Source organism: Streptomyces sp. NPDC046727, from assembly GCF_040645635.1.
Taxonomy (GTDB): Bacteria; Actinomycetota; Actinomycetes; order Streptomycetales; family Streptomycetaceae; genus Streptomyces.
Window position 1 is genome coordinate 114681 of sequence record NZ_JBEYYR010000012.1, and the last position, 23627, is coordinate 138307.

Genomic DNA, 23627 nt, shown 5'->3' on the forward strand with positions numbered 1-23627 from the left:
GACGACGATGAGCGAGGCGCAGGACCACGAGCAGGCGGCCGGTGCCGGGCCCGCCGTGCCGCAGACCCGCACCGCACGGCACCGCCGGATCGTGGACATCCTCAACCGGCAGCCGGTGCGGTCGCAGAGCCAGCTGGCGAAGCTGCTCGCCGACGACGGGCTGAACGTCACGCAGGCGACGCTCAGCCGGGATCTCGACGAGCTGAACGCGGTGAAGATCCGCAACACCGACGGCGACCTCATCTACGCGGTGCCCAGCGAAGGCGGCTTCCGTACGCCGCGCGCCCCGCTGGGGGAGTCGGCGAAGGAGGAGCGGATGCGGCGCCTGTCCCAGGAGCTGCTGATCTCCGCGGAGGCCTCGGCCAACCTCGTGGTCCTGCGCACCCCGCCGGGCGCGGCCCAGTTCCTCGCCTCCGCCATCGACCAGGCGGAGCTGCACGACATCCTGGGCACCATCGCCGGGGACGACACGCTGCTGCTGATCAGCCGGGACCCGAGCGGCGGACAGGCCCTCGCGGACCACCTGCTGCGCCTGGCGCAGAACGGGCACTGACCCGCATGCGGGGCCCGGCCCGCCGACGGAGAATGAGCATGTGATCTTCCGCGGCGGGCGGGCAGGCGGGTGGGCAATCCCCTGGCGGCCGTCGCACGTATACAGAGGTGTGTCGGGCTCCAGGTCCCCCGTCGACCGCCTCCCGGACGAGGCTCTGCTGTCCGGGCTGGCCACCGGGGATCCGGAGCTGGCCGTGCTCTTCGTGCGGAGATTCCAGCACCGGGTCTTCGGAGTCGCCATGACCGTCACCCGGGACCGGCAGCTCGCCGAGGACGTCTCCCAGCAGACGTTCGAGCGCGCGTGGCGGCACGCCCAGATCTACGATCCGCGCCGCGGCTCGGTCATGACCTGGCTGACGACCATCGCGCACAACCTGGCCATCGACGCCGTCCGGGCGCGGCGGACGGAGCCGATGGCCCCCGCGGACCTGGAGGACCTCCTCGACGTCGTCACCGAGACCCCCGAGGAGTGGGCGCTGGCCGACGAGGCCTCCGCCCAGCTCCGCGCCGCCCTGGGACGCCTGCCGCGCGAACAGGCCCGGGCCCTGATGATGGCGGGCATCTACGGCATGACGGCCCAGCAGGTCGCCGACGCCGAGCGGATCCCGCTGGGCACGGCCAAGACGCGGATCAGGGCGGCGATGGCGAAACTGCGCACCACCGTCGCGGCTCCGAAGCGAGGCGACCATGTCCAGTGACGTGAACTGCGACAAGCTCCGGGAGATCGGCGCCGAGCTCGCGCTGGGCGTGCTGCCCGGCCGGGAGCGGGCCGAGGCGGTCGCCCATCTGGACCGGTGCGCCGACTGCCGGGAGTACGTCCGGCAACTGACGATGGCCGGCGACCGGCTGATCGGCCTGCTGCCCGGCAGCGAGCCGCCGCCGGGCTTCGAGACCCGGGTGGCGCGCCGGCTGGCCCAGCGGGCGACGGCGTCCGAGAGGCACCGGCCCGCACGCGCCTACGGCCGCTCCTGGCCGGGCCTGCGCGGCCACGCCCGGCGGGCCCGGCTGCGGCTCGCGGCGGTCGCCACCGCGCTCGCTGCCGTCGTCGGATTCGCCGGCTGGGCGATCGGCACCGCCGTCGAGGAGGTCACCGCCTCGCCGCCGCCCGCGGTCGAGTCCGAGCCCGTGCTGGTCGGCGACATGGACCCGGCCGGCGGCGGGCGGCCCGTCGGCGAGATCTACGCCCACCCCGGCACCCCTGGCTGGATCTTCGTCTCCGTCGCCCTCACCGGCCCCGGCACCCCGTACACCGGCCCCGCGTCCTGCCTCCTGGAGCGCGGCGACGGTACGACCGTCCGGGCCGGCGACTTCCACCTGCGCGACGGACGCGCCGACTGGGGGGTACCGGTCCCCGTCGACCTCCGGGACTTCTCCAGTGCCCGCCTGACGTCCCCGGACGGCACCGTCCTCGCCACCGCCGAGCTGCGGAAGGGCCAGGTCCTCACCCCGGAGGACTGAAGCCGCGGCGCGGGACGGGCAGCGCGGCCTCCAGGACGGCGGCCAGCGCGGCGACGCTCGGCCGGTCCGACGGATCGGCCCGCAGACAGCTGTCGACCGCCGCGGCGAGAGGGGGCGGCAACCGCCGCCGGGACACGACGGGCGGGGCACTCCGCTCCACCTGCGGACACCGGCCGCCCGCGCCACCGGTGCCGGTGCCGGCACAGGTCCCGGTCCGGGTCCCTTCCGTCCTCTCGCAGGTCCCCTCGCACGTCCCCTCGCAGTCGAACGGCCCCGCGCCACACGCCGTTTCGAACAGCGTGACGCCGATGCCCCACACATCGGCCGCGGCCGTGAGGGTCCCGCCACGGGCCTGCTCCGGGGCGAGGTAGCGGAAGGTGCCCACGCCCGCCGGCGCCAGCCCCGGAGGCCGCGCCACGCTCAGGTCCAGCACCTTCGCCCGACCGCACTCCACCACCACGTTGGACGGCTTGAGATCCAGGTGCAGCAGGCCCCGGCCGTGCAGATAGTGGACGGCGGAGCACAACTGCACACCGAGCAGCGCCACATCGGTCGCGGACGGCCGCCGCCGCAGCCGGTGGAGCAGATGGGACAGCGTCTCACCGGTGAGCGTCTCCAGGACCACGAGCGGCTCGGGCGCGGCGAAGACGTCGTAGCCGCGGACCAGATGGGGATGGGTGAAGTCGCGCAGCCACCGGCCCTCCCGCAGCAGCCGCTCACCCAGCCGCGCCTCGCCGCGCCGGTCGGGGCGCACCACCTTGATCACGCACCGGCAGTCCCGTTCCGTGCTCCAGGCGTCGTAGACGTCGAGCCAGCCGGTGCGGGTGAGCGGCGCCAGGATCGCGTAGCCCGGGACCGGTTCGGTGCCCGGGGCCAGCGGCGAGGGCCGCCGCGCGGCGGTGCCGCTCATGACGGCACCGCCCCCGCGTTCAGCCGGTGCAGCCGGGCGTACGTCCCGTCGTACCCGAGCAGGTCCTCATGGGCGCCGTGCTCGACGACCCGGCCGTGGTCGAGCACGACGATGCGGGTGGCGTCGCGGACGGTCAGCAGGTTGTGGGAGATGACGACGGTGGTGCGCCCGGCCATGAGCCGGCGCAGCGGGTCCATGATCCGCCGGCCCGACCGGACGTCGAGCCCGGCGGTGGGTTCGTCCAGCAGGAGAACGGGCGCGTCCCTGATCATCGCGCGGGCGATCGCCAGACGCTGGCACTGCCCGCCGGACAGCGTCCGGCCGCGCTGGCCGACCATCGTGTCGTAGCCCTCCGGGAGCCGCTCGACGAACTCGTGCGCGTCCGCCGCGCGCGCCGCCGCGACGATGTCCGCGTCCGTCGCCCCCGGCCGGCCGTACGCGATGTTGTCCCGCACGGTGCCGTGGAAGACGAGGGTCTCCTGCAGCACCACCGCGATGCTCTCCCGCACGTCGGACAGGGCGAGTTCGCGCAGATCGTGTCCGTCGAGGCGGACCGCGCCCCGGCCGGGGTCGTAGAAGCGCAACTGGAGCTTGGCGACCGTCGACTTGCCCGCGCCGCTCGCCCCGACCAGCGCCAGCGTCTCCCCGGGCGCCACATGGAAGGACACGTCCGACAGCGCCCAGGCCACGCCGCCGGGGTAGCGGAACCACACCCCGTCGAACTCCACCTCACCCCGCGCGCGGCCGATCCGCCGGGCGGGCGCGGCCTCGGCCACCTGGGGCCGCTGGTCCAGCAGCTCGATGACGCGCTCCGCCGCGGCGGAGGCCGCGTAGAAGGTGGTGCCGAGGTGGGACAGGCCGCGGACCGGGCTGTACAGCTTGCCGATCAGGGCGAGGAAGACCAGCAGCCCGCCGAGCGTGAGCTGCCCCTGCGCCAGCTTCCAGGTGCCCAGACCCATCACCGCCAGGCCGCCGGTCACCTCGATGATCTCGACCACGGGCCCGTAGACGGCACCGACGCGGACCGAGGCCATCGCCGCCCGGAACCGGCCGAGGTTCTCCCGCTCGAACCGGCGTTCCTCCCACGCCTGCCGGTTGTACGCCTGCACCAGGACGACATTGCCCAGCGACTCCTCGGCGATCGCGCTGAGCGAGCCGCTGCGGCGCCTGCGCTCCCGCGACGCGTCCTTGACCAGCCGGGCGAAGTGCCGGGCGGCGCCCCAGAACAGGGGCACGATGACCAGGGCGAGCAGGGTCAGGTCCCAGCGCAGGGAGAACAGCAGGGTGAGGAAGACGGCCAGGCGGATCACGTAGTAGAGGGCGTCCGCCACGCCCGAGAGCAGGAACGTCTCCACCGCGTCGACATCGCCGGTGACCCGGGACAGCACGTCCCCGAGCCGCCGGCGCTCGAAGAAGCCGAGCGACAGCCCCTGGACGTGCCGGAACACATCGGAGCGCAGAGCGAGCAGGAAGCGTTCGCCGACCCAGGCGGACGTCACGTCGTCGGCGTAGCCCAGCAGGCCGGAGCAGACGACCAGCCCCAGATAGGCGGGGGCGATCCACAGGAAGGGACGCAGATCGCGGGGGACGAGGACGTCGTCGACCACGATCTTGAAGAGCCAGATCTCCGCGGCGTCGACGGCGGGACCGGCCAGACTGAGCAGCGCGAGCGGCACGAGCCAGCGCCGTCCGCCGCGCGTGTACGGCCAGAACCGCCGGAACACCTCGCGCGGGGCCACCGGGGGCGCGGCCTCGACCACGGCGTCGGAGGCGTCGCCCACCGACAGCAGTCGCCGCAGGACGTGCGCCATGGCATGCGTTCCTCAGGTGCGGGGCACGGGTGGAGCGGACCGGGGCCTCCTGTCCCCGGTCCGCTCGGCCTCGTGTGCGATCAGCGGCTGCTACCAGTGGCGGCCGTGACCGTGGCTGCCGCCGTGGCCGTGGCCGTGACGGTCGCCGTGATCGTGGCCGTGCCCGTGGTCGTGGTCGTGACGGTGCCCGTGCCGCGAGCGGTCGTGCTTCGACGTGCTGTCGTCGCGGTCCCGGTGTTTCGCCGGCATCAGGCTGCTGAAGATGGCCATCCGGTTCCTCCTGAAACTCGCCTCACAAGGGGGTACGTCTCAGGGCGGACGCCGGATGGCGTTCCGGGTGAAAAATTGAAAAACGCTTCTTTTGGCGCCCGGTCCGGCCTTGCGGCCCTCGGTCCGGCCTGGGACGACGCTCAGCCCAGCCGCGCCGCCAGCCCCCCGGTGCACCGCACCTCGTCGCCCGCCGTGATCAGCAGCCCCTCCACGTCCGGCAGCGACTCCAGCCACGCGAGGCCCGCCCGCGACCCCATCGCGAACGCCGCGGTGGCCCAGCAGTCCGCCCAGGTCAGGCACGGTCCCACCACCGTCACCGCCACCAGGTCGGTCACGGCCGGCCGCCCCGTGCGCGGGTCGATGATGTGCGCCCCCCGCTCCGCCGTACCGGACGTGGCCACCGCCAGCTCCGCCGTACCCGCCGCCGAGACCACCGCCGCGAGACCGCCGGGCCGGAGCGGATCGGCCACCCCCACCCGCCAGGCCCGCTGCGGCTCCGGCGCGCCCAGGAGCTGGACGTCCCCGCCCCCGTTGACGCTCACCCCGAGCACCCCCTCGACCGCGCCGAGCAGCCGCGCGGCCCGCTCGGCCGCCCAGCCCTTGACGATGCCGGTGGGGTCGAGCGAGCCCTGGTAGCGCGTGCTGAACCAGCCCTCGCTCACCCGCTCCGCCTCGGCCGCAAGCTCCAGCACCTCGGCCATCTCGGGCGCGCACCCGTCGACGCTCAGCTCACCCCGGGCCAGCCGGGAGACCTCGCTGTCCTCGCGGTACGTGCTGAAGACCGCGTCCGCCCGGTGCAGCCCGGCGACCGCCTCGGCCAGTGCCGTCCGCACCGCGGCCGGGTCCCCGCCGCGGACGTCGAAGGAGAAGACCGTCCCCATGACCTCCTCCGCGTGACGCACCGCGGCGGGCGCCTTCGCCGGCTCGGCCACCGTGTCAGCCACCGGCCTGGTCCAGGGCCGACTGCAGGGACTCCTTGTAGCCGGTGCTGGTGTAGGTGGCTCCGGAGACGGCGTCGATGTCCGCGGTTCCGGCCGCTACCGCCTCCTGGTTGAGCTTGGGGACGGCGAGCTGGGTCTTCTGGTCGCTGAGGCCGCCCTTGGGTGCCTGGACCGCCTCGGCTTTGGTGATCTTCCCGCCGCTGACGGTGATCCGTACCTGGACCGGCCCGTACTGGGTCTGTGCCGCCTTCCCGGTGACGGTCCGGGCCTGCGCCGCACCCGAGGAGGCGGACCCGGAGGTCTTCATCCTGTCCAGCGCGGACTGCAGCGACTTCTTGTAGCCGTCGCTGGTGTAGGTGGCTCCGGAGACGGCGTCGATGTCCGCGGTTCCGGCCGCTACCGCCTCCTGGTTGAGCTTGGGGACGGCGAGCTGGGTCTTCTGGTCGCTGAGGCCGCCCTTGGGTGCCTGGACCGCCTCGGCCTTGGTGATCTTCCCGCCGCTGACGGTCAGCCGTACCTGCACGGCCCCGTACTGCGTCTGCGCCGCGTCACCGGTCACCGTGCCGGAACCGGCGGCCGCCTGGCCCCCGGCCGCCGAGCCGCCCTGCGGCGCCTCCTGCCCCGCCGCCGTCTGCTGCGGGGCCGCGCCCGCCGCCGACGCCGCGGCCGGATCCGACGCCGGCTTCAGCGACAGCAGCAGCACGACACCGGACACGGTCGCGGCGGTGGCCAGCACGACCCGCCGAAGGGGGTGGCTCTTCCTCATCGCTTCGCAGCTCCGCTCACATCTCGAACGACTCGTGGTGGATACGGCGGGCGGGAACCCCCGCCCCGCGCAGTGCCTCGAACACCGACTGCGCGAACCCGGGCGGACCGCACATGAAGACGTCGTGCGTCTCGATGTCCGGGATCTTCCGCTGGAGGTTCTCCGCGGAGATGTCCGGCCGCTCGCCCTCCGGGCTGTTCACGGCGTACATCAGCCGGGCGCCACGCTCCTTGGCGATGGCCGCCAGCTCGTCCCACAGCGCCAGGTCCTGGGTGGTGTTGGCCCGGTAGAGCAGGGTGATGTCCCCGGCGGCGCCCGGCAGCGTCTCGAACAGCGCGCGCATCGGGGTGATGCCCACCCCGCCCGCGACCAGCAGCACCTTGCCGCGGCTGCGGCGCTGCGCGGTGAGCGCTCCGTACGGGCCCTCCGCCCACACCCGGGTGCCCGGCGTCAGCTCCCGCAGCCGGGCGCTGTGGTCGCCGATCGCCTTCACCGTGATCCGCAGCATGTCGGGGCGCGGGGCGGCCGACAGGGAGTACGGGTGCGAGCTGAAGCGCATCCCCGGGGCGAGGAACCGCCAGCGGAAGAACTGGCCCGCCTCCGCGCCCATCCGGTGCAGCCTGCGCCCGCCGATCAGCACCGACACGATGCCGGGCGTCTCCTCGATGACCGCCTCCACACGCATCCGGTGCCGCAGGTTCAGCCGGATCGGGGTGAGGACGCGGTACCAGACCACCAGCGCGGTGACCGCGCCGTACAGGGCGTACCAGAAGGTCTTGGCGGTGGGCTCCACCGCGAAGTCGTTGCCGGTGGTGATCTGGTGCCAGAACGTCAGGAACACCGCCGCGTACGTCAGCAGGTGGACGTGGTACCAGGCGTCGTACGGCAGCCGGCGCCGGACCGGGCCGATCGACGTCAGCCCGATGACCACGAACAGGCCCATGCCGATGGCCGCCTTGCCCATGTCCGGCAGTTGGTTGATGGAGTCGATGGTCTGCTGCACGATGTCGCCGAGCGACTTGCCGGCCTGGCGCGCGTACCCCCACATGGTGAGGAAGACGTGCGCGACGATCAGGCAGAGCGTGTACCGGCCGGTCATCGCGTGCCAGCGGGCCACCCGGTCGGAGCCGACCCGGCGCTCCAGCGCCGGGACGCGCGCCATCTGGAGCACGACCAGCGCCATCAGATAGCCGGCGAGCAGGCCGGTGATCCGGCCCGCGCCGAGGATCCGGCCGGTGTCGTCGGCGATGGAGGGGGTGTTGTGCCACCAGAGCCACAGCACGGCCGCCGCGCCCGCCCAGAGGGCGAGCAGCAGCGGGACGGCCGGGGAGCGGCGCGGGCGGATGCGGCGCATCGTCTGTCGGCGGGCGGCACGTCCGCCTGCGAGCGTGGTGGTCACGGTTCCTCCGTGGGGACTTGACCCTTGGCCCACAGATACGTGCCGCATGCGCTGAGTGTTCAGAGGCCCGCGGAGTCCGGCGCGGGCCGGAGCGCCGACGCCCGGGACGGGGGTCGGTACCGGGCCGGGGCGCCGACGTCCGGGACGCGGGTCAGTACCGGGTGAGGGCCGTGGCGCCGCTCGCGGTCCCGATGGCCATGTGAGGCTTCTTCCCGGGCACCGCCCACCGCAGGATCCGCTGCATCGCGTCCTCCGGCACCGACACACAACCGGCGGTCGCGCCCTTCCCGTTGACGTGCAGGAAGATGCCGGCCCCGCGTCCGCGGACCGGCCGGTCGTAGTTGAAGCCGATGACCAGGCCGTACGCGTACTGGCCCTGGTAGTCGATCAGATGCTCGGACTCCGCGGCGCGGCAGTCGGCCGGCAGCGGGTCGACCCACCGGTTGTACGCGGCCGAGTCGTTGTCCTGGCACCAATAGGAAGTCTCCCGCACCGGGCGGTACGGCACGCTCGTCCCGGCCGGCGCCGCCTTGATGCCGAAGCCGAAGGGGAGGTCGTACAGCCCGGTCGGGGTCGTGTTCGTGCCCTGCTTGCGGGTGCTGCCCTCCGTCAGCCCGCCCGCGCCGAACCGGGCCGGCGCGGACCCTGCCTGGACCCACTGCCCGTCCCGCAGGTCCCACCAGCTGACCGTGCCCTCCGTGGCGCCGGTGTCCGGGGCCTGAGCGAGGATCAGCTGGCTGCCGCCGCCGGTGTCCGCCAGCTGGGCGGGCAGCGGCACCGGGTCGGCGCCGGGAGCGGCGCCGAGCAGGGCGAGTGCGGAGACGGAGACGAGGGCGAGGACCAGCCGGGGGTGCATGGCTCAGACGGTAGACGGCGGCAGCGGCAACGGCAGCCCGGGCAGTCCGTCCAGGCTGGTCGCGATGTGCTCCTTCTTGGTGAAGTACGCGCTCAGCGAGGCGTCGTCCTCGCGCGCGAAGCGCCGCCCGTGCAGATCGCGGTCCTCCTCGTACGCCATGTAGGGGACGGCGTACCCGCAGCTGTCCCGGACCAGTTCGGCGTGGACGACGATGACCGCGCGCAGCCCGTGCGCGCTCGGGTCGATGTCCGGGAAGCGGGCGAGGAGTTCCGGGAAGCGTGGGTCGTCGCGGAAGACCGGCTCGCCCCGGCCGTGCACGCGCACGATGTTCGGCGGGCCCTGGAAGGCGCACCACATCAGCGTGATACGCCCGTTCTCCCGGAGGTGGGCGATGGTCTCGGCGGTGGACCCGGCGAAGTCCAGGTAGGCGACGGACAGCTCGTCGAGCACGACGAAGGAGCCCTTGAGGCCCTTGGGGGAGAGGTTGACCGTGCCGTCGCCGGAGAGCGGGGCGGTCGCGGTGAAGAAGAGGGGCTGCTCCTCGATGAAGGTGCGAAGCCTGCCGTCTATGCGCTCATACGTCTTTCCCATGTCCGCCGAGTATCGCACCCAACTCTTTCGTTTGTCTGACGAACTGTTTGTCGTGGCCGCCCCGGTCGGCGTTCGGCGGGGCGGCCACGATGGCCCGCTACCTCACTTCGTGAGCGTGCAGGCGGCCAGGGAGTCCAGGCCGGTCGGCTTGGTGCCGGTGCGGCCGATGGAGAGGGCGATGCGGTCGATGGTGGAGGCGCGCTTGTCCTTGAGCGGGCCGAGGATCGCGTTGTTGACGAAGTTGGGGCCGCCCTGGCCGACGGTGTCCTTCAGTCGCTTGTTCGCTTCCTGGATCTGGGTCTGGAGGAGGGCGAGGTTGCGGTCGACCTCGGCCTTCGCGGAGGCGGGCACGGCGGGCAGCTTCGAGGCGACGTCCGGGCAGCTGATCGTGCCGGCCCCGGTGTTCCCGCCGGCCGCCGTGCCGGCGCCCGTGCCCGACTGCTGGGTCGCGGCTGTGCTCGGGGCGGTGGTGGCGGGCGCCTGGCCGCCGCCCGTGTTCGCGCCCCCGCTCAGGGTGCAGGGTGCCAGCGCGTCCAGTCCGGTCGGCTTGGCCGCCGTACGCCCGATCGCCGTGGCGATGCGGTTGACGGTCGACACCCGCTTGTCCTTGAGCGGGCCGAGGATCGCGTTGTTGACGAAGTTGGGGCCGCCCTGGCCGACGGTGTCCTTCAGTCGCTTGTTCGCCTCCTGGATCTGGGTCTGCAGGAGGGCGAGGTTGCGGTCGACCTCGGCCTTCGCGGAGGCGGGCACGGCGGGCAGCTTCGAGGCGACGTCCGGGCAGCTGATCGTGCCGGGGTCGGCGAGGGTACGGGCGTCGGTGGCGCCGCTGCTCTTCGCGGGGGTGCCGGCGAGTGCGGAGCCCGCGATCACCGCGCCGGACAGCACCACGGCGGCGGCGCCGCCGATGACCGCCACGCGACGCTTGTTGTACTTCGGAAGAGCCCTGGACATGCGGAAGCCTCACTTGGGTCGGAAGGGTCCTGAGTCGTCGACGCGGCGCCTGCGTCGGCGGGATATACGGGAAAGCGGTTTCCCGCGTTCAAAGGTCTCCGGGATTCCGATCACTCACCGGCTGATGGACGACCGATCCTCGGGTCGATTGACGAATCATGCAGAACCCTGCATACTCATGCATGTCAGCGAATGCACTGTGAGGAGAAACCCGTGACCGAGCGCGTCGTACTCGCCTACTCAGGCGGTCTGGACACCTCCGTCGCCATCGGCTGGATCGCCGAGGAGACGGGCGCCGAGGTCATCGCCGTTGCGGTCGACGTCGGCCAGGGCGGCGAGGACCTGGACGTCATCCGTAAGCGCGCCCTCGCGTGCGGCGCCGTCGAGGCCGAGGTCGCGGACGCCAAGGACGAGTTCGCCGACGAGTACTGCCTCCCGGCGATCAAGGCCAACGCCCTCTACATGGACCGCTACCCGCTGGTCTCCGCCCTCTCCCGGCCGACGATCGTCAAGCACCTGGTCGCCGCCGCCAAGAAGCACGGCGCCACCACGGTCGCCCACGGCTGCACCGGCAAGGGCAACGACCAGGTCCGCTTCGAGGCCGGCATCGTCGCCCTCGCCCCCGACCTGAAGTGCATCGCCCCGGTCCGCGACTACGCGATGACCCGGGACAAGGCGATCGCCTTCTGCGAGGCGAAGAACCTCCCGATCGCCACCACCAAGAAGTCCCCGTACTCCATCGACCAGAACGTCTTCGGGCGCGCCGTCGAGACGGGCTTCCTGGAGGACATCTGGAACGCCCCGATCGAGGACATCTACGAGTACACCTCCAACCCGGCCCTCCCGCGGGAGGCCGACGAGGTGATCATCTCCTTCAAGGAGGGCGTCCCGGTCGCCGTCGACGGCAAGCCCGTCACCGTCCTCCAGGCCATCCAGCAGCTCAACGAGCGCGCCGGCGCCCAGGGTATCGGCCGGATCGACATGGTCGAGGACCGCCTCGTCGGCATCAAGTCCCGCGAGGTGTACGAGGCCCCGGGCGCGATCGCGCTCATCACGGCCCACCAGGAGCTGGAGAACGTCACCGTCGAGCGCGAGCTGGCCCGCTACAAGCGGCAGGTCGAGCAGCGCTGGGGCGAACTGGTCTACGACGGCCAGTGGTTCTCCCCGCTCAAGCGCGCCCTGGACGGCTTCATCGACGAGGCCAACCAGCACGTCACCGGCGACGTCCGGATGACCCTGCACGGCGGCCGCGCGGTCGTCACCGGCCGGCGCTCGGAGGAGTCGCTGTACGACTTCAACCTCGCCACCTACGACACCGGCGACACGTTCGACCAGTCGGCGGCCAAGGGCTTCATCGACATCTACAGCCTGTCGTCGAAGATCGCCGCCAAGCGGGACCTGGCGTAACACGCAGGGGTTCACCTCGCCCGCATCAGCCTGACAGCCGCCTCCCCGCCTGGAAGGGTGGGGAGGCGGTGGCACACCAAGAGCTTCGAGGAGCAACGCAAGTGAGCAGCAACAGCGGTGACGTACGGCTCTGGGGCGGCCGTTTCGCCGACGGTCCCGCCGAGGCCCTGGCGAAGCTGTCCGCGTCCGTCCACTTCGACTGGCGGCTCGCGCCGTACGACATCGCCGGTTCGCGTGCCCACGCGCGCGTGCTGCACAAGGCGGGCCTCCTCACCGCGGACGAGCTGGAGCGGATGATCGCCGGGCTCGACCGGCTGGAGGCGGACGTCACCGCCGGCACCTTCGTGGGCACCATCGCCGACGAGGACGTCCACACCGCCCTGGAGCGCGGCCTCCTGGAGCGCCTCGGCCCCGACCTCGGCGGCAAACTGCGCGCCGGCCGGTCCCGCAACGACCAGGTCGCCACCCTCTTCCGGATGTACCTGCGCGACCACGCCCGGATCATCGGCGGACTGATCGCCGGCCTCCAGGACGCGCTGATCGGCCTGGCCGAGGCCCACCCGGACGTGGCGATGCCCGGCCGCACCCACCTCCAGCACGCCCAGCCGGTGCTCTTCGCCCACCATGTCCTGGCCCACGTCCAGTCCCTCTCCCGGGACGCCGAGCGGCTGCGCCAGTGGGACGAGCGGACGGCCGTTTCGCCCTACGGCTCGGGCGCCCTCGCGGGCTCCTCCCTCGGCCTGGACCCGGAGGCGGTGGCCAAGGACCTCGGCTTCGAACACGGCAGCGTCGGCAACTCCATCGACGGCACGGCCTCCCGTGACTTCGTGGCGGAGTTCGCCTTCATCACCGCGATGATCGGCGTGAACCTCTCCCGGATCGCCGAGGAGATCATCATCTGGAACACGAAGGAGTTCTCCTTCGTCACCCTCCACGACGCGTTCTCCACGGGCTCGTCGATCATGCCGCAGAAGAAGAACCCGGACATCGCGGAGCTGGCCCGGGGCAAGTCCGGCCGCCTGATCGGCAACCTGACGGGCCTGCTGGCCACCCTCAAGGCCCTGCCGCTGGCCTACAACCGCGACCTCCAGGAGGACAAGGAGCCGGTCTTCGACTCCTGCGACCAGCTGGAGGTGCTGCTCCCGGCCTTCACCGGCATGATCGCCACGCTCACCGTCAACCGCGAGCGCATGACGGAACTGGCCCCGGCCGGCTTCTCGCTCGCCACCGACATCGCCGAGTGGCTGGTCAAGCAGGGCGTGCCGTTCCGGGTGGCGCACGAGGTCGCGGGGGAGTGCGTCAAGGTCGCCGAGGCCGAGGGCAAGGAACTGGACGACCTCACGGACGAGCAGTTCGCGAAGATCTCCCCGCATCTCACCCCCGAGGTGCGGTCGGTCCTCAACGTCCCCGGCGCCCTGGCCTCCCGCAACGGACGGGGCGGTACGGCGCCGAGCGCGGTGGCCGTACAGCTGACGGAGGTCAAGGCGGACGTAGCCGCTCAGCACGAGTGGGCGGAAGCGAAGAAGAAGAGCTGAGGCGGGGCGCCCCGTCAGGGGCGCGGGGAACTGCGCGACAAGCCACGATGAACCCGCGGCCGCCACGACGCCGCACGAACCGAGTTGTCAGGCGGACCCGAAGGTCATCACGGGTTACGTTGGTCGAAGCCCTCACGGAGCCGACCCGACGGAGCCCGCGATGCCCTTCGCCCGACTGGCAACAGCAACCACGCCCACCTGCCACATCGGCCTGGGCCTCGCCGCGGTGGGCCGCCCCGGCTACATCAACCTCGGCCGCGACGAAGACCTCGGAGAGAACCGCAGCGCCGAAGCCCTCCGCGCCCGTACCCACGAACTCCTCGACGCCGCCTACGCCCAGGGCGTCCGCTACTTCGACGCCGCCCGCTCCTACGGCCGCTCCGAGGAGTTCCTCGCCGACTGGCTCGACGCAAACCCCGGCATCGACGACGTGGTCATCGGCAGCAAATGGGGCTACACCTACACCGCGGGCTGGTCGGCGGACGCCGAGACGCACGAGGTCAAGGACCACAGCCTCGCCGCCTACGACCGGCAGCGCGCCGAGACCGACGCCCTGCTCGGCGACCGGCTCGACCTCTACCAGATCCACTCGGTGACCCCGGACAGCCCGGCCCTCACCGACAAGGACCTCCACGCCAGGCTGGCTCAGGCCGCCGCCGGCGGTCTGACCATCGGCTTCTCCACCAGCGGCCCCGCCCAGGCCGACGCGATCCGCGCCGCCCTGGCCGTCACGGTCGACGGCGAGCCCCTGTTCCGTACCGTCCAGTCGACGTACAACGCCCTGGAGGCCTCGGCCGGCCCCGCTCTCGCCGAGGCGCACGACGCCGGGCTCACCGTGATCGTCAAGGAGGGCATGGCGAACGGCCGGCTGGCCGAACCGCACGCCCCCGACGCGCTGAAGGCCGTGGCCGCCGCGACGGGACTCGGCTGTGACGCCGTCGCCCTCGCCTGGATCCTGCGCCAGCCCTGGGTCGGTGTCGTCCTCTCCGGCGCCGCGACCGTCCCGCAGCTCCTCTCCAACCTGCACGCCCCCGTCGTCGACCTCGACCTGGACCAGCTGACCCGGCTCGCCACGCTGAAGGAGGAGCCGCGCGCCTACTGGGAGCGGCGCGGGCAGCTGCCCTGGCACTGAGCACCCGCTCTGACCAGCACCGATGAGTCACGCATGCCTATGGTGAGACATTCATGTCTCACTTGGGCTATCTTTGTCTCATGGCCCTCGATCGTGACCAGGTGCTGCGCAGCGCAGCCGCCCTGCTGACCCGCAAATCCACCGCGACCATGGACGAGGTCGCCAAAGCCGCCGGGATCAGCCGGGCCACGCTGCACCGCCACTTCGCCGGCCGCGACGCGCTCGTCCGGGCGCTGGAGCAGCTCGGCATCGCGGAGTGCGAGGGGGCGCTGGACCGGGCCCGGCCGGAGGAGGGCTCCGCCGCCGAGGCCGTACGCCGGCTGGTCCGCGAGATCCAGCCGGCCGCCGGACTCCTCGCGTTCCTCTACGGCGAGAACCAGCTGTGGGAGGGCGACCGGCAGAACGAGGGCTGGCAGCGCCTGGACGCCCGGATCGGCGCCCTGTTCCAGCGCGGACAGCGCGACGGCGAGTTCCGCATCGACCTCAGCCCGGTCTGGCTCACCGAGGCCCTGTACGGGCTGATCGCCTCGTGCGCCTGGGCCACCCTGGACGGCCGCGTGGCCTCCCGGGACTTCCCGACCATGATCGCCGAGCTGTTGCTCGGCGGCGCTCTGCGAAGAGAGGAATCATGACCAGCACCCTGCAGCCGGCACGGACGACCGAGGCGGTGAAGCGCCCGGGCCGCTGGCTCGCGCTCTCCGTGCTCGTCCTGGCCGTGCTGCTGGTGGCCGTCGACGCCACCGTCCTCGGCCTGGCGACCCCCTACATCAGCGAAGACCTGGCCCCCACCGGCACCCAGCTGCTGTGGATCGGCGACGTCTACTCCTTCGTCATCGCCGGCCTGCTGGTCTCCATGGGCAGCCTCGGCGACCGCATCGGCCGCAAGCGGATCCTGCTGGGCGGCGCCACGGCGTTCGGCGCCCTGTCCGTCCTGAACGCCTACGCGACGACACCCGAGCTGATGATCCTGGCCCGGGCGCTGCTCGGCGTCGCGGGCGCCACCCTGATGCCCGCCACCCTGGCCCTGATCCGCAACATCTTCCACGACCCGCGCGAGCGCAGCCTCGCCGTCGGCATCTGGGGCGCCACCGCCTCCGCCGGTACGGCCGTCGGCCCGATCGCCGGCGGATTCCTCCTCGAACACTTCTGGTGGGGCTCGGTCTTCCTCATCAACCTGCCGGTGATGGCCGTCCTGGTCCTGGTCGGCATCCGCACCCTGCCCGAGTCCCGCAACCCGAACCCGGGCCCCTGGGACCTGGTCAGCGTCCTGATGTCCCTGGTCGGCATGATCGCCCTGGTCTACGCGGTCAAGGAGGCCGCCACCCACGGCTTCACCTGGACCACCCTCGGCACCGGCCTGCTGGGCGCGGCGGCCCTGTACGGCTTCGTGCACCGCCAGCTGACCATGCCGGTCCCGCTCCTCGACATGCGGCTGTTCAGGCGCCGGGGCTTCAGCGGGGCGGTCCTCGCCGACCTGCTGACCGTCCTCGGCATGTCCGGCCTGGTGTTCTTCCTCTCCCAGTACCTGCAACTCGTCCAGGACCGGCGCCCGTTCGAGGCCGGTCTGGCGGAACTGCCCGCCGCCGTCGGCGCGGTGGCGGCCGGTCTGGTGGCCGGCCGTACGGCCCGGCGCTTCTCGGTCCGCGCGGTGGTCTCGGGCGGCCTGGCCGCGGTCGGCATCGCCCTCGCCGCGCTGACCACCTTCGGCCAGTCCACCGGCTACCCGGTCCTCGGCGCCGCCCTGCTCGTCGTGGGCGTCGGCGCGGGCTTCTCCTTCACCGTGACCGCCGACGTGATCCTCTCCAGCGTCCCCAAGGACCAGGCGGGTGCCGCCTCCGCGGTCTCCGAGACGGCGTACGAACTGGGCGCGGCCCTGGGCATCGCCCTGCTCGGCTCGATCGTGACGGGCGCCTACCGCGGCTTCACCGGCCCGGCCGGCACCCCGGCCACGGCCCACGAGTCCCTGGGCGCGGCGGTGCAGTCCGCGGCGGACATGCCCCCGCACCGGGCGGGGGCCCTGCTCGACGCGGCGCGCGACTCCTTCGTCCACGGCCTCCACCTGGCCTCGGCGGCAGGAGCGGTGGTCCTGCTGGCGGCGTCGGCGGTGGCGTGGTTCCTGCTGAAGGACCAGAAGCTGGAAGGCGCCGGGTAGCCCACCCGGCCGGGTGCGAACGAACCGGAACGTCAGCGTTTGTACCCCAGCACCGTCATCATCCCGCTCTCCGAGTGGTACTGGTTGTGACAGTGCAGCATCCACAGCCCCGGATTGTCGGCATCGAAGTCGATCACCAGCTTCCGGTGCGGCAGCACGAGCGCGGTGTCCTTGCGCGCGCCCACGGAGTCCAGCCCGGTCACCGAGAAGGTGTGCCCGTGCAGGTGCATCGGGTGCCACATGTCCGTGGCGTTGACGAGGGTGAGCCGTACCCGTTCGCCCGCGCGGACCGCGTGGCGCTGGCGCGCGGAGTACGGCTTGTGGTCGAACCCCCAGTTGAACTTCTGCATGTTGCCGGTGATCCTGATGCGCAGCTCGCGGTCGGGGTCGCGGTCGCCCAGGGCCACGGAGTCGTCGGGCTCCAGGCGGCGCGCGGGCACGGTCTTCCCGTCGAGTTCGTCCGGGCGGGCGTCGGTCGAGGGAAGGTTCTTGTTCCCTTTGTCGGTGCGCAGGACGGCGAGGGCCTTGCCCTTCTTGCCCTCGGGGAGCGCGACCAGGGGGAAGACCCCGTCCCGGGCGGTGATCAGCACGTCGTACCGTTCCGCCATGCCGATGAGGAGGGCGTCGGTCTTCTCGTGCTTCACGGGATAGCCGTCGGTGTGGGTGACGGTCATCCTGTGGTCGCCGAGCGCGACGCGGAAGGCGGTCTCCGAACCGGCGTTGATGATGCGCAGCCGCACGCGGTCGCCGGGACGGCAGCGGAACACCGACGGATTGTCCGGCAGCCGCCCGTTCACCAGGTAGTGCGGGTAGGCGACGCTGCCGCCCTCCCCGTGGAGCAGCCGGCTGTGGGACTTGTGCAGCACCCGGTTGGGGCCTGTGGACTTCTTGGACGACTTCGGGTGCGTGCTCGCCGACCGGCCGGGGCCCGGGCTGTGGCTGTGGCTGTGGCTGTCGTGGCCGGGTCCCATGGCCATGCTCCCCATCTCCATGGAGCCGCCGGGCCTCAGCTGGCTCAGGACCCCGTCGGGGGTGGAGCCCTCCACGCCGTCGAGCCAGTCGTCCAGGATCACGACCCACTCCTTGTCGTAGGAGAGGCGCTCCTTGGGGTCCTCGACGATGAGCGGCGCGTACAGGGCCCGGTCGGGCTGCATGCCGACGTGGGAGTGCAGCAGGTACGTGCCCGGGTGTTCGACGGCGAAGCGGTACCGGAAATCGGCCCCGGGGCTGATGGCGCGCTGGGTCAGGTCCGGAACGCCGTCCATGTCGCAGCGCAGCCGTACCCCGTGGGAGTGCAGCGTGGTCGTGTCGGGCAGCCGGTTGGCGAGCGTCAGGTCGAGCACGTCCCCCGCGGTGATCCGCACCAGCGGGCCCGGCACCTCCTCGTTGTACGCCCAGGTGCGCACCGACCGGCCGCCCAGGTCCAGCTCGGCCTCGGCGGCGGTGAAGGTGAAGGCGCGCACGCGGCCCGCCCCGCGTTTCCGCTCGGCGGCAAGCACCTCCGGGTCCGACGGGTTGACGTACCCTCTGGGCCCGGCCGGGACGAACTTCTCCCCGCCGCTCGCGCGTTGGGGCCCGGAGCTGGGCTCGGAATCGGAGCTGGTGCAGGCTGCCAGGAATCCCGCGCCGGCGGCGGCGATCGGGGCGCGCAGCAGAGTACGCCGAGAAGGTTTGTACATGTCTGAATCAGACATGTTGTGTGGTCATATGGCCGCTTTCATACGGCCGAATGCCCGATGTGTCGGCGGTAGATTCCACCGGCAGGCGGACGGACGCCGACCTCGCGCGGGTCCGTCGGACGGCTCAGGCGGCCTTGGCCTTGGTGGCGTACATGTCCACGTACTCCTGACCCGACAGGCGCATGACCTCGGCCATGACGGAGTCGGTCACGGCCCGCAGCACGTACCGGTCCCGGTCCATGCCCTCGTACCGCGAGAACTCCATGGCCTCACCGAACCGGATGGTGACCCGGCCGGGCCGCGGGATGCCCCGGCCGCCCGGCTGCAGCTTGTCCGTGCCGATCATGGCGAACGGCACCACCGGCGCGCCCGTCATCAGCGTCAGCCGGGCGATACCGGTGCGGCCCCGGTACAGCCGGCCGTCGGGCGACCGGGTGCCCTCGGGGTAGATCCCGAAGATCTTGCCCTCCTCCAGGATCCGCCGACCGGTCATCAGCGCGGCCACACCGCCGTTCGCCCCGTCCCGGTCCACCGGGATCATGCCGACACCGGTGAAGAACCACGCCATCAGCCGGCCCTTGACGCCCTTGCCGGTGACGTACTCGTCCTTGCCGATGAAGTACACCTGCCGCTTGGTGACCAGCGGCAGCACGACCGAGTCGATGAACGTGAGGTGATTTCCCGCCAGAATCACCGGGCCGTCGCCCGGGATGTGCTCCACGCCCTCCACCTGTGGGCGGAACATCAGGCGGATGATCGGTGCGAGCACTGCCTTGATGAGCGCGAAGCGGGACAACGGGTCCTCCGATGTCAAGGGGGGCGATATGAGTCTGTGCAGGTGAGGACATTACTCGGGGCTCCGGGCCGTGCGCACATCGAGAAGCCCGGGTTCACCGAGGTCTTACGAAGTGTTGACGCGGGTTTACCTGCGGTGGCGTGCGGAGGACGGCGCGTAACAGGCTTGCGGCGATGTGACGGACATCGCGCGGACCAGGGCATCCCGGGCGGCCGACGGCCCGTCAGCGTCCGCCGTCCGCCGGACACGCGACATCACCCAGGTGTTCGAGCCAGAGCCTCCCCCCGGTCATGTGCGCGCCCCTACGATCGGCCCGCACTCATGAACGAAGGCGGCAGGAGGGCGCTCATGGACAGCGACCAGGTGAACGGGCAGACGCAGGGAACGGGACGGCGGGCGCTCCTCGGGGCCGCGATGCTCGGCGCGGGCGGAGCGGTCCTCGGACTCTCCGGCACGGCCCGGGCCGCCGAGGCCCCGGCGGCCGGACGCGGTGGCCGCGGGCTGAAGAGCCTGCCGGTCCCGACGGTCATCGGCCACCGGGGTGCCAGCGGCTACCGTCCCGAGCACACCTTCGGCTCGTACGACCTGGCCCTCGACCTCGGCGCCGACATCGTCGAGGCCGGCGACCTGGTGCCCACCAAGGACGGCCACCTCGTCTGCCGCCACGAGCCGGAGATCGGCGGCACCACGGACGTCGCCTCGCACCCCGAGTTCGCCGACCGGAAGACCACCAAGGTCCTCGACGGCGTCCCCACCACCGGCTGGTTCACCGAGGACTTCACGCTCGCCGAGCTGAAGACCCTGCGCGCCGTCGAGCGCATCCCCGCCAACCGTCCGCACAACACCCTCTACAACGGGCGCTGGGAGATCCCCACGTTCGAAGAGGTCCTGAAATGGCAGGACGAGGAGACCCGCAAGCGCGGCAAGCAGGTCTGGATCTACCCGGAGACCAAGCACCCCACCTACTTCCGCAAGCTGGGCCTCGGCCTGGAGGAGCGGGTGGCGAAGCTGCTGCGCAAGTACCACAAGGACAGCCGGAACTCCCCGGTCATCCTGCAGTCCTTCGAACCGACCAGCATCCAGAAGCTCAACCAGCTGGTCGACAACCCGCTCGTCGTCCTGCTCTCCTCGGCCACCAGCCGCCCCTACGACTTCGTCGAGGCGGGCGACCCGCGCACGGTCGCCGACCTCGTCACGCCCAAGGGTCTGCGCGAGATCGCCGGCTACGCGCAGGGCATCGGCCCCACGCTGGACCTGGTCATACCGAAGAACGCGGACGGCACCCTCGGCAGGCCGACCACGCTGGTCACGGACGCGCACAAGGTCGGTCTGATCCTGCACCCGTACACCCTGCGCAACGAGAACCCCTTCCTGCCGGCCGAGTACCGCAAGGGCAGCGGGGCCGACGCCTACGGCGATGTCTTCGGCGCCTTCAGGACGTACTTCGCCACCGGCATCGACGGCGTCTTCACCGACAACGCCGACACCGGTCTGCTCGCCCGCGCCGACTTCCTCAAGGGCTGAGCCCCCCTCAGGGGGCGTCAACCGGCGCCCCGGCCGCACCCCGTTCGAGGTGACTGTGCGCCGCCCCGGCAACCCGCCGCCGGGGCGGCTCGTCGTTCCGCGTATGACGCACGACCTGGTAGCCGCCCTGCACCCCCTGCTCATCGCCGAGGCCTCCGCGGAGGCCCACTCCTCCGGAAGCGAGCCGGGCGACCTGGAGCAGGCCGTCTGGCTGCGGCTTCTGGAGCGGCTGGAGACCGACGGACCACCGCCGGACCCACCCGGCTGGCTGCGCCGGGCCGTCCGCGCCGAGGCCCGCCGCACCCGCCGGACCACCCGCCTCGAACGGCCCTACGACGGTGAACCGGCCGACGACACCCGCCCCGGGCCCGAACAGCACGTCCTGACCGCCGCCCGGTACCGCGCCCTGCGGGACGCGGTCCGCCGCCTGCCCGGCCGCTGCCCCCGCCTCATGGAGGCGCTGCTCTCGCCGGAGGACCTGACCTACCGGGAGATCGCGGGGGAGTTGGGTATCTCACAGGGCAGTCTTGGCCCGGAACGCTCCAGATGTCTGGGATGTCTGCGTCGTTTGCTCGCGCCGGAGGTTGCGGCGTGCGAAGTGCGGGGATAGGAGTGGGGGACAACAGGTGATCAGGTGAGCGGGAGGCATGCGCACATGGGCACGAGCGTGACCATCTCGGTGGCGACCGAACAGGACACGGAGCAGATCTTCAGGCTCCAGTACCTGTGCTTCCAGAGCGAGGCGGCGCTGTACGGCAACTACCGCATCGACCCGCTCGTGCAGACCCTGGACTCCGTCCGCCAGGAGGTCGCCTCCGACTGTGTCTTCGTCGCCCGGCTCGGCGACGAGGTGGTCGGCTCGGTGCGCGGCAAGGTGACCGAGGACGGCGCGGCGGCCATCGGCAAGCTCTGCGTCCACCCGCGCCTGCAGGGCCACGGCATCGGCGCGCGCCTGCTGCGCGCGGCCGAGGCGGCCCTCGCCGAGGAGCGGGGCGCCAAGAGGTTCCGCCTCCACACCGGCCACCGCAGCGAGGGCAACCTCCGCCTCTACCGCCGCTCCGGCTACGAGACGGTCGGCAGGGCCAAGGGCGCCGACGGGGTAGAGATGATCATCCTGGAGAAGCCGGCCGGGGAGTACGCGCAGACGGCCTGAGGGCAAGCGCCCCGAAGGGGCGCGGGGAACCGCGCGGGAAACCCCCGCGCAGCCGCACCCGTGAACGCTCCTCAGCCACCCCTGCGGGCAGGCGCCTTCCGCAGCCAGTACATCGCGGTGAGCGGCAGCAGCACCGGAATGAAGACGTAGCCCATCCCGTACTTCGACCACACGGTCGCGTCGGGGAACGCCGAGGGCTCCACGAGCGTCCACGTGCCGACGACCAGCACGCCCACCAGCTCGGCGGCGCAGCACACCAGCGCCGCCCTGCGGGCCGTTTCCCCGCCCCGGACCAGCGTGTACGTGATGAACGCGTACACCAGGCCGGCCACGGCCGACAGGGAGTACGCGAGCGGCGCCCGGTCGAACTCCGTGGAGATCTGGTACGCCGAACGCGACACCGCGCCGACGACCATCACGCCGTAGAACCACACGAGCAGCATGCCCGGCCCGCTGATCAGCCGGGCCGGCTTGCCCTCCACCGCGGTCACCTCAGCCTCCCCAGATGTCATAGAGCCGCACCTGCAGCACGGCCAGCACCACACCGCCGGCGGCCACCGTCACCGAGCCCCAACGGGTCCGCTCGGCCAGCGACATGAGCCCCGCCGCCGGCACGCACGCGAACGCGCCCAGCAGATACGCCACGAAGATCGTCGTGCCCTGCTCCGGCTTCTCGCCCCGCGCCAGCTGTACGACCCCGACCACCAGCTGGACGACCGCCAGCAGCGACACCACGGCCATGCCGATGAAGTGCCAGTCCTTCGTCGGCTGGTCGCGATACGCGGCCCAGCCGCACCAGGCGGCGAGCAACAGCGCGGCGACCCCGGTCACCAGCGTCAGGGCATTGAGCATGCGGTGACCTTATTACGGCCGAAACGGGCGAGAGCCGCCGCCCCCGCCGTACGCCGTAGGGTCTAGACCATGACGATCCATGCGCACGCCCTTCTGTTCGACAACGACGGCACCCTCGTCTCCTCCCTCGACTCCGTCGAGCGCTGCTGGACCCGCTGGGCCCAGGAGTACGGGATCACCGCCGAGGAGTTCGGACGCGTGGAGCTGCACGGGCGGACGGCCGTCGAGATCGTCGCCGACCTGCTGCCCGCCCGCCTGGTGCCGGAGGCGGTCGCCCGGGTCGAGCAGTTGGAGGTCGAGGACGTGCCGAACGGGGGAGTGCGCCTGCTGCCCGGGACCCGGGAGTTCCTGGACGCCCTGCCCGCCGACCGCTGGGCCGTGGTCACCTCCGCCACCCGGCGCCTGGCCGAGGCCCGCCTGGGCGCCGTCGGGATCTCCCCGAAGGCGCTGGTCACGGCCGACGACGTCACCCGCGGCAAGCCCGACCCCGAGCCCTACCTGCTCGCCGCCCGGCAGCTCGGCGTCGACCCCGCCCACTGCGTCGTCTTCGAGGACGCCCCCGCCGGACTGCGGGCGGGCCGCGCGGCCGGCATGACCACCGTGGCGTTGGCCACAACCCATGGGGCCCAGGAGCTGGACGCCGACCTGGTGGTGCGGGACCTGTCGGCCTTGTCGGCACTGGTCACCGACGGGGGAGTCGAGATCGCCGTCCACGGCTGAGCCCCCGGCCACGGCTGTCCGCCGCTGTCCAGTATGCGGACAGCGGCGACCGGTCAGCACCGTCCGTCTGCTTTACTGATCGCATGACCACGACGAGCTGCCGCACCCTTGCGACCGAGGCGACCATGACGCCCGGTGCTCGTTGTATGTGTCGCCTGATGTCGCGAATGTG

At 72.1% G+C, this 23627-nt stretch carries 25 protein-coding genes; 12 read left to right on the forward strand and 13 right to left on the reverse strand.

Features of this window, described 5'->3' with window-relative positions; genetic code table 11:
• Positions 1–7: 7 nt before the first annotated feature.
• The 3 genes from ABZ937_RS17445 (at position 8) to ABZ937_RS17455 (ending at position 2010) form a co-directional block, all read left to right on the forward strand.
• Positions 8–553, forward strand: coding sequence for an arginine repressor (locus tag ABZ937_RS17445; RefSeq protein WP_361692608.1), 546 nt, complete (start codon positions 8–10; stop codon positions 551–553).
• Between the two features lie 109 nt (positions 554–662).
• Positions 663–1250 (forward strand): sigma-70 family RNA polymerase sigma factor, encoded by a 588-nt coding sequence (locus ABZ937_RS17450; protein WP_361692611.1) that lies wholly within the window; start codon positions 663–665, stop codon positions 1248–1250.
• Positions 1240–2010, forward strand: a complete 771-nt coding sequence (locus tag ABZ937_RS17455; RefSeq protein ID WP_361692614.1) for a hypothetical protein — start codon at positions 1240–1242, stop codon at positions 2008–2010. Before ABZ937_RS17450 ends, ABZ937_RS17455 begins: the two co-directional genes overlap by 11 nt.
• Here ABZ937_RS17455 and ABZ937_RS17460 read toward each other — a convergent pair.
• From ABZ937_RS17460 to ABZ937_RS17500, 9 genes are all read right to left on the reverse strand, one after another.
• The gene (locus ABZ937_RS17460; RefSeq protein WP_361692617.1) at positions 1994–2920 is read right to left on the reverse strand and encodes a serine/threonine-protein kinase; all 927 of its coding nucleotides are present in this window, start codon (positions 2918–2920) and stop codon (positions 1994–1996) included. The two genes, ABZ937_RS17455 and ABZ937_RS17460, sit on opposite strands and share 17 nt — an antisense overlap.
• Positions 2917–4731 (reverse strand): ABC transporter ATP-binding protein, encoded by a 1815-nt coding sequence (locus tag ABZ937_RS17465; RefSeq protein ID WP_361692620.1) that lies wholly within the window; start codon positions 4729–4731, stop codon positions 2917–2919. The genes ABZ937_RS17460 and ABZ937_RS17465 overlap by 4 nt, the downstream gene beginning before the upstream one ends.
• Before the next feature lie 90 nt (positions 4732–4821).
• Entirely contained in the window at positions 4822–5001 is a 180-nt protein-coding gene (locus tag ABZ937_RS17470) for a hypothetical protein (protein WP_361692623.1), read from the reverse strand.
• A gap of 140 nt (positions 5002–5141) precedes the next feature.
• Entirely contained in the window at positions 5142–5933 is a 792-nt protein-coding gene (locus tag ABZ937_RS17475) for an FAD:protein FMN transferase (protein ID WP_361692881.1), read from the reverse strand.
• 4 nt (positions 5934–5937) lie between these two features.
• Positions 5938–6708, reverse strand: a complete 771-nt coding sequence (locus ABZ937_RS17480) for an FMN-binding protein (protein ID WP_361692626.1) — start codon at positions 6706–6708, stop codon at positions 5938–5940.
• A 16-nt stretch (positions 6709–6724) separates the two neighbouring features.
• A complete protein-coding gene (locus ABZ937_RS17485) occupies positions 6725–8107 on the reverse strand; it encodes a ferredoxin reductase family protein (protein ID WP_361692629.1) in 1383 nt (460 codons plus the stop codon).
• A gap of 151 nt (positions 8108–8258) precedes the next feature.
• Entirely contained in the window at positions 8259–8963 is a 705-nt protein-coding gene (locus ABZ937_RS17490) for a L,D-transpeptidase family protein (protein ID WP_361692632.1), read from the reverse strand.
• A gap of 3 nt (positions 8964–8966) precedes the next feature.
• Complete coding sequence (locus ABZ937_RS17495) at positions 8967–9554, reverse strand: pyridoxamine 5'-phosphate oxidase family protein (RefSeq protein WP_361692635.1); 588 nt, start codon at positions 9552–9554, stop codon at positions 8967–8969.
• A 102-nt stretch (positions 9555–9656) separates the two neighbouring features.
• Entirely contained in the window at positions 9657–10505 is an 849-nt protein-coding gene (locus ABZ937_RS17500; protein WP_361692637.1) for a hypothetical protein, read from the reverse strand.
• 213 nt (positions 10506–10718) lie between these two features.
• Here ABZ937_RS17500 and ABZ937_RS17505 point away from each other — a divergent pair, with 213 nt between their 5' ends.
• The 5 genes from ABZ937_RS17505 (at position 10719) to ABZ937_RS17525 (ending at position 16731) form a co-directional block, all read left to right on the forward strand.
• The gene (locus tag ABZ937_RS17505; RefSeq protein WP_361692640.1) at positions 10719–11912 is read left to right on the forward strand and encodes an argininosuccinate synthase; all 1194 of its coding nucleotides are present in this window, start codon (positions 10719–10721) and stop codon (positions 11910–11912) included.
• 101 nt (positions 11913–12013) lie between these two features.
• Positions 12014–13447, forward strand: a complete 1434-nt coding sequence (gene argH / locus ABZ937_RS17510; protein ID WP_361692643.1) for an argininosuccinate lyase — start codon at positions 12014–12016, stop codon at positions 13445–13447.
• 160 nt (positions 13448–13607) lie between these two features.
• Positions 13608–14579, forward strand: a complete 972-nt coding sequence (locus ABZ937_RS17515; protein WP_361692646.1) for an aldo/keto reductase — start codon at positions 13608–13610, stop codon at positions 14577–14579.
• Between the two features lie 80 nt (positions 14580–14659).
• Positions 14660–15211 (forward strand): helix-turn-helix domain-containing protein, encoded by a 552-nt coding sequence (locus tag ABZ937_RS17520; protein WP_361692649.1) that lies wholly within the window; start codon positions 14660–14662, stop codon positions 15209–15211.
• Positions 15208–16731 carry an MFS transporter gene (locus ABZ937_RS17525; protein WP_361692652.1) on the forward strand — a complete coding sequence of 508 codons (1524 nt, stop codon included), beginning with the start codon at positions 15208–15210 and terminating at the stop codon, positions 16729–16731. The genes ABZ937_RS17520 and ABZ937_RS17525 overlap by 4 nt, the downstream gene beginning before the upstream one ends.
• A 32-nt stretch (positions 16732–16763) precedes the next feature.
• On the opposite strand, the gene ABZ937_RS17530 is transcribed toward ABZ937_RS17525, so the two are convergent.
• Positions 16764–18410 carry a multicopper oxidase family protein gene (locus tag ABZ937_RS17530; RefSeq protein ID WP_361692655.1) on the reverse strand — a complete coding sequence of 549 codons (1647 nt, stop codon included), beginning with the start codon at positions 18408–18410 and terminating at the stop codon, positions 16764–16766.
• A 124-nt stretch (positions 18411–18534) separates the two neighbouring features.
• Positions 18535–19224, reverse strand: coding sequence for a lysophospholipid acyltransferase family protein (locus tag ABZ937_RS17535; protein WP_361692658.1), 690 nt, complete (start codon positions 19222–19224; stop codon positions 18535–18537).
• A gap of 330 nt (positions 19225–19554) precedes the next feature.
• On the opposite strand from ABZ937_RS17535, the gene ABZ937_RS17540 reads away from it, so the two are divergent.
• The 3 genes from ABZ937_RS17540 (at position 19555) to ABZ937_RS17550 (ending at position 21883) form a co-directional block, all read left to right on the forward strand.
• Positions 19555–20730: a glycerophosphodiester phosphodiesterase gene (locus ABZ937_RS17540; RefSeq protein WP_361692661.1), complete on the forward strand. Its 1176-nt coding sequence runs from the start codon at positions 19555–19557 to the stop codon at positions 20728–20730.
• Between the two features lie 103 nt (positions 20731–20833).
• Complete coding sequence (locus ABZ937_RS17545) at positions 20834–21340, forward strand: sigma-70 family RNA polymerase sigma factor (RefSeq protein WP_361692664.1); 507 nt, start codon at positions 20834–20836, stop codon at positions 21338–21340.
• A 45-nt stretch (positions 21341–21385) separates the two neighbouring features.
• Entirely contained in the window at positions 21386–21883 is a 498-nt protein-coding gene (locus ABZ937_RS17550; protein ID WP_361692667.1) for a GNAT family N-acetyltransferase, read from the forward strand.
• 71 nt (positions 21884–21954) lie between these two features.
• Here ABZ937_RS17550 and ABZ937_RS17555 read toward each other — a convergent pair whose 3' ends face one another.
• A complete protein-coding gene (locus ABZ937_RS17555; protein WP_361692670.1) occupies positions 21955–22395 on the reverse strand; it encodes a hypothetical protein in 441 nt (146 codons plus the stop codon).
• Entirely contained in the window at positions 22376–22735 is a 360-nt protein-coding gene (locus tag ABZ937_RS17560; RefSeq protein WP_361692673.1) for a hypothetical protein, read from the reverse strand. The genes ABZ937_RS17555 and ABZ937_RS17560 overlap by 20 nt, the downstream gene beginning before the upstream one ends.
• Positions 22736–22804: 69 nt before the next feature.
• Here ABZ937_RS17560 and ABZ937_RS17565 point away from each other — a divergent pair, with 69 nt between their 5' ends.
• On the forward strand, positions 22805–23455 hold the full coding sequence (locus tag ABZ937_RS17565) for an HAD family hydrolase (protein WP_361692676.1): 651 nt from the start codon (positions 22805–22807) through the stop codon (positions 23453–23455).
• The last annotated feature ends 172 nt before the right edge of the window (positions 23456–23627 follow it).